We start from the raw sequence: 14,022 nt of genomic DNA on the forward strand, positions 1-14,022 counted from the left end.
GGCGGCGGCGGGACTCCCGTCGTCGCCCTATGCCGCTCCGCTCAGCAGAGGGAGGTGCCGGTGGTGCTGGGCTCCTCTGCCAATGGTGTGGGGCACAACCGCCGTGCCAGCGCTTCAAGTTCCCTGGGGTGGAAAGGCTTGGTGAGGTAGGCGGCGGCCCCGGACGCCATGCCTGCCAGGACGTCATCCCCCTCCGAGCGGGCCGTGAGGAAGAGTAACGGGGCAGAGCTCCTGGCGCGGATGGCACGGGCAACCACGTGCCCGTCCATGTCCGGGAGTCCCAGGTCCAAGGTGACCAGGGCGATGCCTGGGTCGGACGCCGCGGCGATGGCTTCCGACCCGGTGCCAACGGCTTTCACTACGAAGCCCGCACGTGAAAGGACTATTGAAATCAGTCCGCGGATGTCGTCGTTGTCTTCAACGACAAGACAGGTGCGCTGCTGTTCCATCCAAGCCCCCCGGGCGAAAAAGTTGGCAACAGTCTATCGCCCCTGTGCCGGGTGTCCGGGGCCCTGGCCCTATCCGTCGTAATGTGTCCGCGCGGGTCCCTGCCCCAGGGAGTGGACCACGGCGGCGGCCACATCGTGAAGCTTGGAATTGCGGGTGCTTGACGCCGTCTTCAGGATGTCGAAGGCGTCCTGCTGGCTGCACCGGTTCTGGGCCATGATGATCCCGACGGCCATGTCAATGACGGTCCGGCTTTCCAGGGTGGCGCGGAGGTTCGCCGCCGTTTCGCTGAAGTGCGCAAAGCGGATCGCCAGCCGCAGGGCCAGCGAGGTCTGGCTGACAAAATCCTCGGCGCATTTCATGATGCGGCCCTCGAAACGGTGCGCACGGCCGGAGTAGAGCAGCAAGGCTGCCTTGGTGTCGCCCTCCAGCCGGAACGGGAGCGCCGCGACGGACCGGATCCCCTCTGCCTGCACAGCTGAGGAGTAGTCGGGCCAGCGGCCATCAGCGTTGAGATCCGGGACGTGGACAGTTTCCTGGGCTGTTGCTGCAGTCATGCCCGGTGTCTCGGTGAACCGGTGCTCAAACCGTCCAATGACCCGTGCCTCAGCGCTGCTGCTGGCTACCGTGGTGCCCTTCCGCTGCCTGAGCAGGGTGACGGCGCACAGCATCTCATCGCCGGGTTCGGAGAGGTTGCGCGCGGAGACCTGCGCCAACTCATTGAGGAAGTCCTCGACGTCGGAGCTGTCCAGGACAATTTCATGCAGGTACTCGGTTATGGATGTATCGGGTTTAGCTGTTGACTCGCTGGCCACTGTTTCTTGGTGCCATTCGCTCAGGTCAAAACGAGCCGGCAACACACAAACGCCCCGCAATGTGGGCGGGGAGTCGGTGATGGTCGCTGGATCGAAGAACTTTCCAACGGCCCGCTGCTAAACCGATAACCAGAGTATATACATCCGCAAGGAAGGCGAAACGTCATGCCCGCTGCGCCGTCACAGCCCGGACGCTGGCGCCATGCAGGGGGTAACCGGCACAATGAAGCGGGAGCCGGCCACCGGATGCGGCGCCAACCCAAAGGCAGCCCGCCGGGGAGGACAGGAACATGACCAGGCTTCTTATCATCGGCCCGCCGGGCTCCGGCAAGGGAACCCAGGCTGAACACCTGGCCAGGCACTTCGGGGTCCCGGCGGTGTCCACGGGGGATATCTTCCGCAGCAACGTCAGCCGGAAGACGGAGCTGGGGAACCAGGCTGCCGAATACCTCGACGGCGGCCGTTTCGTTCCCGACCACCTCACCAATGCCCTCGTGAAGGACCGCCTCCTTGATGGCGACGTCAGCCACGGTTTCCTGCTCGATGGTTACCCGCGCACGGCGCCGCAGGCAACGGAACTGGACAGTATGCTCGCCGCCCAGGGGCACGGGCTGGACGCTGTCATCGAGTTGCGCGCTCCCGACGCCGAACTGGAAGAGCGCATGCACCGGCGGGCGCAGGAACAAGGCCGCACCGACGACACCATCGACGTCTTCCGACGCAGGTTGGACCTCTACCACCGCCAGACGCATGAAGTAGTCTCGGTGTACGCGGGCCGGGGAATCCTGGTATCCGTCAACGGCAGCGGGGATCCGGGGGAGATTACCGCATTGGCGATTGCCGCCGTCGAACAATTCCTGGCAGCATCGCGACGGCCATCCTGACCGGAGCAAAGCATGGTGGACTCGAACAGAAGGAAACACTGATGAGAATTGCGGTTACAGGCGGAAGCGGAAAACTTGGCCGGCACGTGGTGCGCCGGCTTACCGACGACGGCCACCAGGTCCTCAACCTGGACCGCGCGGGTAGCCGGAGCCCGGGCCTGCTGGTGGTGGACCTGCGCAACTACGGCCAGGTGGTGGATGCGCTCCTGGGCGTGGATGACCGCCACGACGGATTCGACGCCGTGGTGCACCTTGGTGCCATCCCCGCCCCTGGCATCCTTCCGGACGCCGCGACGTTCGAGAACAACATGCTCTCCACCTACAACGTCTTCCAAGCAGCGCGACGGGCCGGCATCAAGAAGGTGGTGTACGCCTCCAGCGAGACCGTGCTCGGCCTGCCGTTCGACGTCGACCCGCCCTACATTCCGGTGGACGAGGAATACCCTCCCCGGCCGGAGAGCACCTATTCCCTGGTGAAGACGCTGGAGGAACGGATGGCCGTGGAACTGACCCGCTGGGACCCGGAGCTGAGCATCACCGGGCTGCGTTTCTCCAACGTCATGGACGAGTCTGACTACGAGCGGTTCCCCTCGTTCGATGAGGACGCAACGTTGCGCAAGTGGAACCTTTGGGGCTACATCGACGGCAGGGACGGTGCGCAGGCAGTGGCCCGGGCACTGGAGAACGCAAAGCCCGGCTTTGAAGCCTTCATCATCGCCAACGCAGACACCGTTATGAGCCGCTCGAGCGCCAGCCTGGCCGCGGAGGTCTTCCCCGGCGTCAAGGTCACCAAGGAACTGGGCGAACACGAAACCATGCTCTCCATCGACAAAGCCCGGCGCATGCTTGGCTTCGAACCCGAGCACAGTTGGCGGAACCACGCAGCCGCTCCTGCCGGCACGGCGGGCGGCATCGGGTAGCGCCTGCGTTTTTCCCGCGGCCGCCGCGATTGCCGGGCGCATGATGGAGTGAATGGGCCCTCACCGGGATAGTGTTCAGCCCTAAGCATTTATCACGGCGCAGGGACAAGGCAGCACATTGGTACAGAGATCATCAGGGTCCGGGGTTGCGGAGCACAAGGCCGGCAAGTGGCATACCTTCAACGAGAAGTTCGTCGTGGAGGAGCGCTACGTGGACGTGGCGGACCGGCGCGGGCTGTACCGGGCGTCGGTCATCCTCTCCGTAGTGGGGCTGGCGCTCTTTATCGCCATCCTTGTCAGCGTGGTGCAGTCCACTGGATTGACGGTGGCCGACGAACCCGTGCATGACTGGCTGCTGACCACGCGTTCGGGCACCGTCACCGCCATCATGATTTTCCTGGCGGTGTTCTTTGGACCCATCGCCCTGCCCATCATTGTGCTGGTGGTGATCCTCGTCTGGGGCTTCGCGGCCAAACATGCCTGGCGGCCCATCCTGCTGGCGTCCGCGATGCTGGCGGGGGTGATCGTTTCGCAGATCATCCTCCACATCGTGCAGCGCTCTCGGCCGCCGGTGGACCAGATGTTGTTCGGTGCCGACCAAACGTTCTCGTTCCCATCCGGGCATGTCCTGGGTGCCTGCGACTTCCTGCTGGTGGGCGCGTACCTGATCGTGTCCCGGCGCCGCAGCCGGCGGGCAGCCCTTTTCGGATTTATTGGAGCCGGCATCGGAATTGTCCTGGCAATCGCCAGCCGCCTTTACCTGGGCTACCACTGGCCCACTGACACCTTGGCGTCGTTCTCCCTCTCGCTGATGATCCTCGGCGGAGTCATCGCCCTCGACACCTGGCGGACGGCCAGGATCGAAGGTGAACCGATCACCGGGGAGCTCTCCAAGGCGGAATCGCCGCAGGAGTGAACCGGCGCGACGAGCCGGTTGGCTTCCTGCCCCGCTAAGGCCTTGACCGCGCCCGTTTCAGCGCCCGGTGCAGTTTCAGGTTTGCTGCCTCCAGCTCCAGGACCTTGGCGACACCGGCGAGGTTCAATCCTTCCTGGAGGAGTTCGCCAATCCGAAGCAGCACGGCGATGTCCTCCTCGCTGTATTGCCGCGTGCCGCCTGCGGTCCGGGCAGGCGTCAGCAAACCTTTCGCCTCGTACAGCCTGATGTTCTGCTGTCCGGTGCCTGCCAGTTCCGCCGCTACCGAGATCGCGTACAGGGCGCGTGGGCCGGGGGAGCGGCCGGGCCGGCCGCCTGCAGGTTCCGTCATGGGTTCTCCCAAAAAATCCGCGCAACAGGGTCTTGCCCGATTTTCCCACTGGTGCTATAAAAAATCTACATTCACCACCATAGATAGGTAGGTGGTGGGTGGACGGATATCCGACACCTTGAAGCTGAAGGAGTGGGAAATGATGTTGATGCGTACGGACCCGTTCCGTGAGCTGGACCGGCTCGCGCAGCAGGTTTTGGGAACCGCCGCCCGCCCGGCAGCCATGCCGATGGACGCCTGGCAGGAAGACGGCGAATTCGTGGTGGCGTTCGACCTTCCCGGCGTGGACGTGGACTCCGTGGACCTGAACGTGGAACGGAACGTCCTGACGGTGCGGGCCGAACGCAAGGACCCCACGCAGCCCAACGTGGAACTGGTGGCGTCCGAGCGTCCACGCGGCGTGTTCAGCCGCCAACTGATCCTGGGCGACACCCTGGATACCGACAGGATCAAGGCCGCCTACGACCAAGGCGTGCTCACCCTGCGGATCCCGGTTGCCCAGCAAGCCAAGCCGCGAAAGATCGAGATCCAGACCCAACAAGGCGGCATGCAGCAGATCGACGCCTAGGATCCGTGGCGCTGCGCCGGCGTCCCTGCCTTCGGGTGGGGACGCCGGCAGCCATTGGCGGGCACAGAGGACTTCATCCAAGGAGGCGGAAACCCCATGAGTGAGTGGCGGCGCTACGATTCACCGCTGATTCCTGCATTCCATGAGCGCTTCGAGCAGCGGTGGGGCCCGGGAACTGCGCCGTTTTTGGACCCGGAAGCACATGAGCAGCCCATGCCGCGGGCGCAGTGGATCAACCCGGCCACCGGTGCTGCCTTGGCAGTGGTCCCCATCTGGACGGCCGATGAGGCGCAGCAACGGTCCTTCGGCGTGTTCTACCTTCCACCTGCCGGCGATATCTGGGTCCTGCGGCCCGGCTACACCGGGTACCTGGAACCGTCCGACGGCGACGCAGAGCATCTGGTGACCCTGCGCAATGACGCCTTCCGCAAGGCAGTGGCGCACGCCAAGGAGTTCCTCTTTGGCTCGCAGTAGCCAACGTGCCGGCCAAGGGAGTGGCTGTTCGTCAGCCTGTCCCTGCTGTGTAATCCTGAGACGTACCCGAACCACTGCAACAAAGGCTGGCCTCCATGCACAAATCCGCCAAGGACCTCGCAGCGCTTATCCCCCCGGGGTTCACGCTTGGCGTCGCCACCGCAGCATTCCAGATTGAAGGGGCGCTGGACGAAGACGGCCGCGGCAAGTCCGGCTGGGAAGTGTTTGCCGCCAAGCCCGGGGCTATCGTGGGGGACCACAGCCCGGCCATAGCCACCGACCACTACCACCGCATGCCGCAGGACGTGGCCCTGCTGAAGCAGCTGGGCGTGGACTCGTACCGCTTCTCGTTCTCCTGGCCCCGCATCCAGCCCGGCGGAACCGGGCCGGTAAACCGTGCGGGCCTGGCGTTCTACGACCGGCTCCTGGATGAACTCCTGGCCAACGGGATCTCACCCATGGCCACCATCTACCACTGGGACACGCCGCTGGAGCTGGACGAGGCGGGCGGCTGGATGAACCGGGACATGGCCTACCGGCTGGGGGAGTATGCGGGCCTCGTAGCCGATGCGTTCGGCGACCGGGTGGCCCGCTGGGTCACCATCAACGAACCGGCAACGGTGAGCGCCAACGGCTACTCGCTGGGAGTGCATTCACCCGGCAAGGAGCTGGCCCTGGGTGCATTCCCCACCGTCCACCACCAGCTGCTCGGCCACGGCCTGGCGGTCCAGGCACTCCGTGCCGCTGGGGTGCCGGGAGAGATCGGCATGACCAACGTCTATTCCCCCATGGTGCCGAACTCCATCAACCCGCTGGACAAGCTCAGCGCCGGCCTGATGGACCTGGGCCAGAACCGGCTGTACGCGGACCCGGTCCTGACCGGCAAGTACCCGGACGTGATCCGGGCGGCCAAGTTCTTCAGCTCCTTCGAGCATCCCGAGGAGGACATGCAGATCATTTCGCAGCCCCTGGATTTTTACGGGTTGAACTATTACATGCCCACCAAGGTCGCCGTGGGGCCCGGCAGCGGCGCGGTGCCGCCGAGCATGGCGGAGGCGATGGGGAGCGACCTCAACGCAGCAGGCGGTGGTGCCACACCGTTCCACGTCGAGGCGTGGCCTGAAGCGGACATCACCGCCTACGGGTGGCCGGTCAAGCCCGAGTACATGGCGGTCGCCCTGAAGGAGATGGCGGAGCGGTACCCCAACCTGCCTCCGGTGATCATTACCGAGGGTGGAGCGAGCTTTGAGGACATCATTGTCCGGGACAAGTCCACCAATACCAGGTTCATTCCCGACGAGCGCCGGCTGAAGTACATTTCCGACCACCTTGAGGCCGCCTTGAAGGCCACGGCCCCAGGCGGCGAAGCGGAATCGGTTGACCTCCGCGGCTACTACGTATGGTCCTTCCTGGACAACTTCGAATGGTCCGCCGGATACAAGCAGCCGTTCGGCCTCCTGCACGTGGACTTCGAGACCCTGGAGCGGACGCCCAAGGCCTCCTACTTCTGGTTCCAGGAGCTCATCGAGGAACGCGACCTCGCCTTGGCCGCGGATGCCGCCATCGCCCAGGCCGTTGTTCCGGAGGCCTTGGACGGCATTGAAGCGCCCGACGACGGCGCGGCGCTGGGTGCCAGCGCCTAGACCGTGCGGGGCCGGGCCGGTTCGGGGTCAGCCCCGGAGCAGGTCCAGCATGGCCAGTTGCTTGGCGATGCCTGCCCCGTCCGGGGAGTAGATCCACGGAACTTTTGATGAGGTGTGGTCACCGTCTTCGGAGTGGCCGCCGGCGAACACCGATTCGCTGACGGACAGCTGCCGGATAGCGATGGCCGCCACCTTGTCGGCGTTTTCCGCGGCGAACGCCGAATAGATTGCTTCATCGTGCTGGCCGTTGTCACCGATCAGGAGCCACCGCATGTCCGGGAATTCCTGCGCCAGGCGATCCAGGTTCCGCCGCTTGTGTTCCTGGCCGCTCCGGAACCATCGGTCCTGGGTCAAGCCCCAGTCCGTCAGGAGCAGCGCGCCCCTGGGGTACATGTTGCGGGTCAGGAAGCGTCCCAGGGTGGGGGCCGCATTCCAGGGGCCCGTCGACAGGTAAATGACGGGGGCATCGGGATGCTCGATGGTCAGCCGGTCCAGCAGCACCGCCATGCCCGGAGTGGCCATCCGTGCCCGTTCGCTGAGCACGAAGGTGTTCCACAGCGCCAGGAAGGGCCGGGGCAGCGCGGTCACCATGACGGTGTCGTCGATGTCCGAGACGATTCCGAACTTCACCTCCGGTGCGATCACCTGGATCAGCGCCTCGGCCGGTTCGGTTCCCTCAGCGCGCAGGACCGCCGTGTGCCAGCCGGGGGGAAGCTGGACGTCCACTTCGGTGTCGATCAGTCCGCCCCGGTCCGCGGTCATGTGGGTGACGACGTCGCCGATGGTGATCTCGACGTCGGAAAACTGCAGCGGCACGCCAGTGAAGGCACGCCAGCCGCGGATGTTCTGGTTGCCGATTTTCGCTTCCCGCTCCGCCCGGCTTCCCGGCAGCGGCTTCTGCGTCAGCAGCACGCGGCCCAGCACACGTACCCGGGTCGTGGAACCGTACCCCTGGTAGGCGATGGTCTGCGGCACGAAATTCCAGCGCTTCGCCAGCCGGATCCGCAGGCTGTTGACCGCGTCCGAGACCCGGTGGGCCAGCCGGAAGGCCTGGTTCCCGGAGAGGGCGTACTGGGCCAGCACCGCCTGCGTGGGCTTGCGTGCCGTCTTCCGGGCCGGATGCTGGGGAGCCGTGTCCATGCCACCACTCTGCCACAGCGTGGAGTTCGGATCAGCCGGCGCCGAGGATCCCACGCAGTGTTTCGGCGTTTCGCACGGCGTTCCCGCCGCCGTCGTTGTTGAAGTACGCGTAGACGTCCAGGCCGCCGCTGTCCCATTCGCGGATCCGGTCCGCCCACCAGTGCAGGTCGGCCTCCGAGTAGGAGCCGCCGTACAAGTGCTCGTGGTCGGGACCATGCAGGCGGACATAGGTAAATGGCGCGGTGGCGCGCAGGATGCACGGCAGGTTGGCGCCGCTCATGATGCAATAGGCCGCCTGGTGCCGCTCCAACAGGGAAAACACCTCCGGGCAGTCCCAGCTGGGGTGCCTGAACTCGATGGCAACCCGGATCCATTCCGGAACCGCTGCCAGGAAGTACTCCAGCCGGGCGTCGTCGCGGCCCAACTGCGGCGGCAGCTGGACCAGGAGCACAGCCCGTTTGTCCCCCAGTTCATGCCAGCACCGGGCGATGCGTTCCACCCAGACTTCGGGTGCGTACAGCTTGCGGGCGTGGGTAAGGCCGCGGGGAGCCTTGACGGACATGCTGAAACCGGGTGGCAGCCGCCTGTTCCAGCCGGCGAAGGTGGTGTCGCGGGGCCAGCGGTAGAAGCTGGCATTCAGCTCAACTGTGCTGAACTTGGCGGCATAGCGTTGGAGCCGGTCCCGGACCGGCAGGCCGGGCGGGTACAGGACGTTCTCCCAATGGTCGTAGCTCCAGCCGGAGGTACCGATGTGGACTGCCATTCTTCGATGTTCCTACAGTGTTGTGTGGCAGGGTAATGCCATGGCGCGAATTGAGGATTATGCGGTCGTTGGCGACCTTCACACAGGTGCCCTCATCAGCAAGGAGGGTTCGATCGACTGGCTCTGCCTGCCGCGGTTCGATTCCCCTGCGTGTTTCAACGCTTTGCTGGACTCACCGGACGCCGGACGCTGGCTGCTGGCTCCGGAAGGCGGTGGTACCTGCACCCGCCGGAGCTACCGCGACGGAAGCCTGATCCTGGATACCGAGTGGGAAACGCCGGACGGAACGGTTCGCGTCACAGACTTCATGCCGCCCCGCGACTCCGTGGCCGACATCGTCCGGATCGTCGAGGGTGTCAGCGGCAGCGTAAAGATGCACGGCGAGTTGGTGCTTCGCTTCGACTATGGGCATATCGTGCCATGGGTGCGCAAGGACAAGCGCGGCCTGCACGCCATCGCCGGCCCGGACGCCGTCTACCTGGTGACCCCCGCACCCTTGCACGGCGAGAACATGCATACCGTCAGCGACTTCACGGTCAATGCGGGCGAGACAGTGCCGTTCGTGCTGACGTGGGCTCCCAGCCATGTGGGCCGGCCGGTTTCGGTCGAGGCGGAAAAAGTCCTGCACAGCACGTTCGAGTTCTGGCAGGGCTGGTCCTCGCAATGCACGGTCCAGGGGAAGTACCAGGATGCCGTGGTGCGCTCCCTGGTAACCCTCAAGGCCCTCACCTACGCGCCCACCGGGGGGATCGTCGCCGCTGTCACAACATCGCTGCCGGAACAGCCGGGCGGCCAACGCAACTGGGACTACCGCTATTGCTGGCTGCGGGATGCCACCATGACCCTCCAGGCGCTGCTGGCTGCCGGGTACAAGGCCGAAGCGGCCGCCTGGCGGGACTGGTTGCTCCGTGCTGTGGCAGGAGACCCCGCGGACCTGCAGATCATGTATGGGATCCACGGCGAGCGGCGGCTGCCGGAGATGGAACTGCCCTGGTTGAAGGGCTACGAGAATTCCGCTCCGGTGCGGATCGGAAATGCGGCGGCCGAGCAATTCCAGTTGGACGTATGGGGTGAGGTCCTTGACTGCCTGGCGCTGACCCGGAACTCGCTGCTCAAGCACACGGACGAGGCCTGGGACGTCCAGATTGCCCTGATGGAGCACCTGGAGACCATCTGGGACCAGCCGGACAACGGGCTCTGGGAAATGCGGGGGCCGCGCCGGCACTTTACGCACTCCAAGGTCATGGCATGGGTGGCCGCGGACCGGATGGTCAAGGGAGTGCGGGACTCCGGGCTGCCTGGCCCGGTGGAGCGCTGGGAGGCGTTGCGGGACCGGATCCGGCAGGACATCCTGGCCAACGGCTACGACGCGGAGCGCAACACATTCGTCCAGTCCTATGGCCGGCCTGAGCTGGACGCCAGCCTGCTGTTGATTCCCAGGGTGGGCTTCCTGCCCCCGGACGATCCCAAAGTGGTGGGGACCATCGAGGCCATCCAACAGGAGCTGACCCAGGACGGGTTCGTGCTCCGGTACCGGCCGGAACAAAGCGACGACGGCTTGCCTGGGGATGAGGGCGTCTTCCTGGCCTGCTCATTCTGGTTGGTGGAGGCGCTCCTCGGCGCCGGACGACACGAAGAGTCACGGGAACTGTTCGAACGGTTGCTGGAACTGCGCAACGATGTGGGGCTGCTGAGCGAAGAATGGGCGGTCAAAGCCGGCCGCCAGTTGGGTAACACGCCACAGGCGTTCAGCCACTTCGCCCTTGTGACTAGCGCCCTGGAGCTGCATCAGGATACGGTTCGGCGCAGTGACGCTCCCATTCCGCCGGAAGGGGCGGACTCGCGCTGAGGCGGCGCGGGCCGGGGCCGCAACTTCTCCTTCGCGGGATAGATAAGTATACTTACTAACACCTCATGGAGTGCTCCCCAGCACAATGCCGTGATTGACGGAGGAGTGATAGTTGTGGCCGGATTTTTTGAACTCGTGGATGCCCCTGACGGCGGATACCGGATCAGGATGATGGACGGAAGCGGGAACCTGATGGCCATTTCAGTGACTTTCCCGACTAAACGGGCGGCCGTCGCAGGCATTGCCATGGCCAGGGAGATCGCGGGCACGGGACTCATTCGGGACAAGAGCCTGGATGGCGCGGGTTCGGTGATACGGGAGCGGGTGCGGCCCGTCAGCTCCCCGAAGGAAGACGCGGCGAAACGGAAAAAAGCGCCGGATGTGCGGCGGACGGCCGTCGGCTGATGCCCGGAGCCTCCTCCCCGCCTGACAATGGACGCCACGGAGTCCTTTTTGACGTTGACGGGACGCTGATCGACTCGTCCTATATCCATACGCTCGCGTGGTGGGGCGCGTTCCGCCAGTACGGACACGATGTTCCGATGGCGGCCATCCACCACTTTGTCGGCATGGGCGGCGCCCGCCTGGTGGACAACCTCCTGCCGCCGGACCGGGACCGCTCCGAAGACGACGACGTCATGGCCAGCCACGGCGCCCTGTATGCCTCGCACTGGCCCTCGCTGCGTGCTTTCGCAGGGGCAAAGGAGCTCCTGGAGCAATGCCACTCGGACGGCTTGGCGGTGGCACTGGCGTCCTCGGCCCGGGAAAGGGACTTGCAGGTAATGCGCTCCGTGCTGGACGCGGACGCCTTTATCGATGCCGCCACGAGTTCCAAGGACGCTGAGGAAAGCAAGCCTGCGCCGGACATCCTCGCGGCGGCCCTGAAAGCGCTCGGAATCGACGCCGCGAACGCCGTGTATGTCGGTGACGCCGTGTGGGACATGAAGGCTGCTGCTGCGCTGGATATTCCCGCCATCGGCGTCACCTGCGGCGGAATCAGCGCGACTGAACTCAGGGCCGCGGGCGCCGTCGAGGTCTATGAAAGCCCCCGTCACCTGCTGGAAAACCTTGGCTCAAGCGCCATTGGCCGGCTGCTGGCGCGCGGGAGCAACTGATCCACCCGAACTGCACCAGGGAAAGCAGCGCGAAAGGGAAACTGTGAAAGCACTGACGTGGCAAGGCAAGCGTTCTGTAAGCGTGGAGGAAGTTCCTGATCCGGTGATCCAGGAACCGACGGACGCGATCGTCCGCATCACGTCCACGGCCATTTGCGGCAGCGACCTGCACCTTTACGAGGTACTGGGCCCCTACATGCACAAGGGCGATGTCATTGGACATGAGCCGATGGGCATCGTGGAGGAGGTGGGCAGCGGGGTCACCAACCTCCGCAAAGGCGACCGCGTCGTGGTCCCTTTCAATATCTCGTGCGGCACGTGCTTCATGTGCAGGCAGGGCTTGCAGTCTCAATGCGAAACCACACAGGTCACGGAGCAGGGCTCCGGCGCGGCGCTGTTTGGGTATTCCGAGCTTTACGGCTCCGTTCCGGGTGGCCAGGCCGAATACCTGCGTGTGCCGCACGCGGATTACGGTCCTGTGAAGGTTGGCAAGGAGCTTCCGGATGAGCGGTACCTGTTCCTCTCCGACATCCTGCCCACCGCCTGGCAGGCCGTGGAGTACGCGGATGTCCCGGCCGGCGGCACCCTTGCCGTGTTCGGGCTGGGACCCGTGGGCCAGTTCGCCGGCCGCATTGGCGTACATCGTGGTTTCCGGGTGATCGGTATTGATCCCGTCCCCGAACGGCGCGCAATGGCGGCGCGGCACGGCGTGGAAACGCTCGACTACGGCAAGACCATTGGGGACGAACTCCGGGAGATGACCGCTGGGCGCGGCCCGGACGCGGTGGTGGACGCCGTCGGCATGGAAGCCCACGGTTCCCCCCTGGCAGGATTTGCACACCAGGCGCTTGGGCTGCTGCCGGACAAACTGGCGCAGAAAGCCATGGAGACAGGCGGCGTGGACCGTTTGGCCGCCCTGCATGCGTCCATCGACGCGGTCCGCCGCGGCGGCACCCTGTCGCTGAGCGGCGTCTACGGCGGCCAGGCCAGCCCGCTGCCCATGCTGACCATGTTCGATAAGCAACTTCAGGTCCGGATGGGGCAGTGCAACGTGCGTAACTGGACGGACCGCTTGCTCCCCCTGGTGGAGGACGACGACGATCCTCTGGGCGTAATGGACTTGGTCACCCACCGTGCGGGCTTGGATGGCGCGCCCGCCCTGTACGAAAAGTTCCAGAAAAAAGAAGACGGCTGTATCAAAGTGGTCCTTAACCCGGGCGCCTGAGCCCGGGTGCCTGGATACCAAAGCAGGGGCTGTTACGGATCTTCCGTAACAGCCCCTGCTTTGTCTTTACAGGCCCGGAGTGCGCGCCTAGGTGAGCTTCACCTGGCGGTTCATGTCCTTGTACAGCAGGTAGCGGAACTCGCCGGGCCCGCCGGCGTAGCAGGCCTGCGGGCAGAAGGCGCGCAGCCACATGAAGTCACCTGCTTCCACCTCCACCCAGTCGTTGTTCAGCAGGTACATGGCCTTGCCCTCCAGGACGTACAGGCCGTGCTCCATGACATGGGTTTCCGGGAACGGGATCACGCCGCCGGGCTGGAACGTCACGATGTTCACCTGCATATCGTGGGCGAGGTCGTTGGAGTCCGTGAACCGGGTGGTCTTCCAGACGTCGTCCGTGTCCGGCATGGACGTGGGCTCCACGTCCTTCTCGTTGGTGACGAAGGACTTCGCCTCGTATCCTTCAAGCCGTTCGTAGGCCTTGCGGATCCAGTGGAAGGACACGACGTCGTCCGAAACGTTCTCCAGGCCCCACTCCGAACCAGCGGCCAAGTAGGCATAGCCGCCTTCCTCCAGCGGGTGCAGTTCGCCGTCCAGGGTGAGGTTGACCTTGCCGCGGGTTACGAAGATGACGCCTTCGACGCCGGCCTCGAACTCGGCCTTGGGAGCCCCGCCGCCCGGGCCGATTTCCACGATCAGCTGGGAGAACGTGGTGGCAAAGCCGGAGATGGGACGGGCGATGATCCAGGACCGGGTGTTCGAAAAGCCGGGCAGGTTGGACGTGACGATGTCCGTCATGACGCCCTTGGGGATCACCGTATACGCCTCGGTCACGATGGCACGCTCGGTGGTCAGGTGGGTCTGCGGCGGGAGTCCGCCGGTGGGGGAGTAGTACTTGCCCATGAGAGGGATCCTTT

16 protein-coding genes are annotated in these 14,022 nt (G+C 65.0%); 10 read left to right on the forward strand and 6 right to left on the reverse strand.

The window, feature by feature from the left end; genetic code table 11:
- Nucleotides 1-41: 41 nt before the first annotated feature.
- Entirely contained in the window at nt 42-449 is a 408-nt protein-coding gene (locus tag C563_RS0105480) for a response regulator transcription factor (RefSeq protein WP_018761038.1), read from the reverse strand.
- Nucleotides 450-518: 69 nt separating this feature from the next.
- Nucleotides 519-1,262: a GAF and ANTAR domain-containing protein gene (locus C563_RS0105485; protein ID WP_018761039.1), complete on the reverse strand. Its 744-nt coding sequence runs from the start codon at nt 1,260-1,262 to the stop codon at nt 519-521.
- 290 nt (nt 1,263-1,552) lie between these two features.
- On the opposite strand from C563_RS0105485, the gene C563_RS0105490 reads away from it, so the two are divergent.
- From C563_RS0105490 to C563_RS0105500, 3 genes are all read left to right on the forward strand, one after another.
- Entirely contained in the window at nt 1,553-2,146 is a 594-nt protein-coding gene (locus C563_RS0105490) for an adenylate kinase (protein WP_018761040.1), read from the forward strand.
- Nucleotides 2,147-2,187: 41 nt separating this feature from the next.
- Nucleotides 2,188-3,066, forward strand: coding sequence for an NAD-dependent epimerase/dehydratase family protein (locus C563_RS0105495; protein ID WP_018761041.1), 879 nt, complete (start codon nt 2,188-2,190; stop codon nt 3,064-3,066).
- Between the two features lie 118 nt (nt 3,067-3,184).
- Nucleotides 3,185-3,982: a phosphatase PAP2 family protein gene (locus C563_RS0105500; protein WP_018761042.1), complete on the forward strand. Its 798-nt coding sequence runs from the start codon at nt 3,185-3,187 to the stop codon at nt 3,980-3,982.
- A 34-nt stretch (nt 3,983-4,016) separates the two neighbouring features.
- Here the strand turns inward: C563_RS0105500 and C563_RS0105505 are convergent, their stop codons facing one another.
- Nucleotides 4,017-4,331, reverse strand: coding sequence for a MerR family transcriptional regulator (locus C563_RS0105505; RefSeq protein ID WP_018761043.1), 315 nt, complete (start codon nt 4,329-4,331; stop codon nt 4,017-4,019).
- 142 nt (nt 4,332-4,473) lie between these two features.
- On the opposite strand from C563_RS0105505, the gene C563_RS0105510 reads away from it, so the two are divergent.
- From C563_RS0105510 to C563_RS0105520, 3 genes are all read left to right on the forward strand, one after another.
- Nucleotides 4,474-4,899, forward strand: coding sequence for an Hsp20/alpha crystallin family protein (locus C563_RS0105510; protein WP_026264393.1), 426 nt, complete (start codon nt 4,474-4,476; stop codon nt 4,897-4,899).
- 96 nt (nt 4,900-4,995) lie between these two features.
- Nucleotides 4,996-5,373, forward strand: coding sequence for a hypothetical protein (locus tag C563_RS0105515; protein ID WP_018761045.1), 378 nt, complete (start codon nt 4,996-4,998; stop codon nt 5,371-5,373).
- A 95-nt stretch (nt 5,374-5,468) separates the two neighbouring features.
- Nucleotides 5,469-7,016, forward strand: coding sequence for a glycoside hydrolase family 1 protein (locus C563_RS0105520; protein ID WP_018761046.1), 1,548 nt, complete (start codon nt 5,469-5,471; stop codon nt 7,014-7,016).
- Between the two features lie 27 nt (nt 7,017-7,043).
- Here C563_RS0105520 and C563_RS0105525 read toward each other — a convergent pair whose 3' ends face one another.
- Together C563_RS0105525 and C563_RS0105530 are read right to left on the reverse strand one after the other, a co-directional pair.
- A complete protein-coding gene (locus C563_RS0105525; RefSeq protein WP_051083424.1) occupies nt 7,044-8,156 on the reverse strand; it encodes an App1 family protein in 1,113 nt (370 codons plus the stop codon).
- A gap of 31 nt (nt 8,157-8,187) precedes the next feature.
- Nucleotides 8,188-8,919, reverse strand: coding sequence for a DUF72 domain-containing protein (locus tag C563_RS0105530; protein WP_018761048.1), 732 nt, complete (start codon nt 8,917-8,919; stop codon nt 8,188-8,190).
- A gap of 40 nt (nt 8,920-8,959) precedes the next feature.
- On the opposite strand from C563_RS0105530, the gene C563_RS0105535 reads away from it, so the two are divergent.
- The 4 genes from C563_RS0105535 to C563_RS0105550 all read left to right on the forward strand — a co-directional run bounded on the left by C563_RS0105535 (nt 8,960) and on the right by C563_RS0105550 (nt 13,108).
- Nucleotides 8,960-10,768, forward strand: a complete 1,809-nt coding sequence (locus tag C563_RS0105535; RefSeq protein WP_018761049.1) for a glycoside hydrolase family 15 protein — start codon at nt 8,960-8,962, stop codon at nt 10,766-10,768.
- Between the two features lie 114 nt (nt 10,769-10,882).
- A complete protein-coding gene (locus tag C563_RS0105540) occupies nt 10,883-11,173 on the forward strand; it encodes a YegP family protein (RefSeq protein ID WP_018761050.1) in 291 nt (96 codons plus the stop codon).
- Nucleotides 11,173-11,883, forward strand: coding sequence for an HAD family hydrolase (locus C563_RS0105545; RefSeq protein WP_018761051.1), 711 nt, complete (start codon nt 11,173-11,175; stop codon nt 11,881-11,883). The genes C563_RS0105540 and C563_RS0105545 overlap by 1 nt, the downstream gene beginning before the upstream one ends.
- A 43-nt stretch (nt 11,884-11,926) precedes the next feature.
- Nucleotides 11,927-13,108 carry a zinc-dependent alcohol dehydrogenase gene (locus C563_RS0105550; protein ID WP_026264394.1) on the forward strand — a complete coding sequence of 394 codons (1,182 nt, stop codon included), beginning with the start codon at nt 11,927-11,929 and terminating at the stop codon, nt 13,106-13,108.
- Nucleotides 13,109-13,195: 87 nt separating this feature from the next.
- Here C563_RS0105550 and C563_RS0105555 read toward each other — a convergent pair whose 3' ends face one another.
- Nucleotides 13,196-14,008, reverse strand: coding sequence for a bifunctional allantoicase/(S)-ureidoglycine aminohydrolase (locus tag C563_RS0105555; protein ID WP_018761053.1), 813 nt, complete (start codon nt 14,006-14,008; stop codon nt 13,196-13,198).
- Between the last annotated feature and the right edge of the window lie 14 nt (nt 14,009-14,022).

It is taken from the genome of Arthrobacter sp. 135MFCol5.1 (genome assembly GCF_000374865.1).
GTDB lineage: Bacteria > Actinomycetota > Actinomycetes > Actinomycetales > Micrococcaceae > Arthrobacter.

Bases quoted from the DNA above. Each gene is read 5' to 3' on its own strand.
- C563_RS0105480 (WP_018761038.1), bottom strand. From the start codon at position 449: ATGGAACAGCAGCGCACCTGTCTTGTCGTTGAAGACAACGACGACATC.
- C563_RS0105490 (WP_018761040.1), top strand. From the start codon at position 1,553: ATGACCAGGCTTCTTATCATCGGCCCGCCGGGCTCCGGCAAGGGAACC.
- C563_RS0105495 (WP_018761041.1), top strand. From the start codon at position 2,188: ATGAGAATTGCGGTTACAGGCGGAAGCGGAAAACTTGGCCGGCACGTG.
- C563_RS0105505 (WP_018761043.1), bottom strand. From the start codon at position 4,331: ATGACGGAACCTGCAGGCGGCCGGCCCGGCCGCTCCCCCGGCCCACGC.
- C563_RS0105510 (WP_026264393.1), top strand. From the start codon at position 4,474: ATGTTGATGCGTACGGACCCGTTCCGTGAGCTGGACCGGCTCGCGCAG.
- C563_RS0105515 (WP_018761045.1), top strand. From the start codon at position 4,996: ATGAGTGAGTGGCGGCGCTACGATTCACCGCTGATTCCTGCATTCCAT.
- C563_RS0105520 (WP_018761046.1), top strand. From the start codon at position 5,469: ATGCACAAATCCGCCAAGGACCTCGCAGCGCTTATCCCCCCGGGGTTC.
- C563_RS0105525 (WP_051083424.1), bottom strand. From the start codon at position 8,156: ATGGACACGGCTCCCCAGCATCCGGCCCGGAAGACGGCACGCAAGCCC.
- C563_RS0105530 (WP_018761048.1), bottom strand. From the start codon at position 8,919: ATGGCAGTCCACATCGGTACCTCCGGCTGGAGCTACGACCATTGGGAG.
- C563_RS0105535 (WP_018761049.1), top strand. From the start codon at position 8,960: ATGGCGCGAATTGAGGATTATGCGGTCGTTGGCGACCTTCACACAGGT.
- C563_RS0105545 (WP_018761051.1), top strand. From the start codon at position 11,173: ATGCCCGGAGCCTCCTCCCCGCCTGACAATGGACGCCACGGAGTCCTT.
- C563_RS0105555 (WP_018761053.1), bottom strand. From the start codon at position 14,008: ATGGGCAAGTACTACTCCCCCACCGGCGGACTCCCGCCGCAGACCCAC.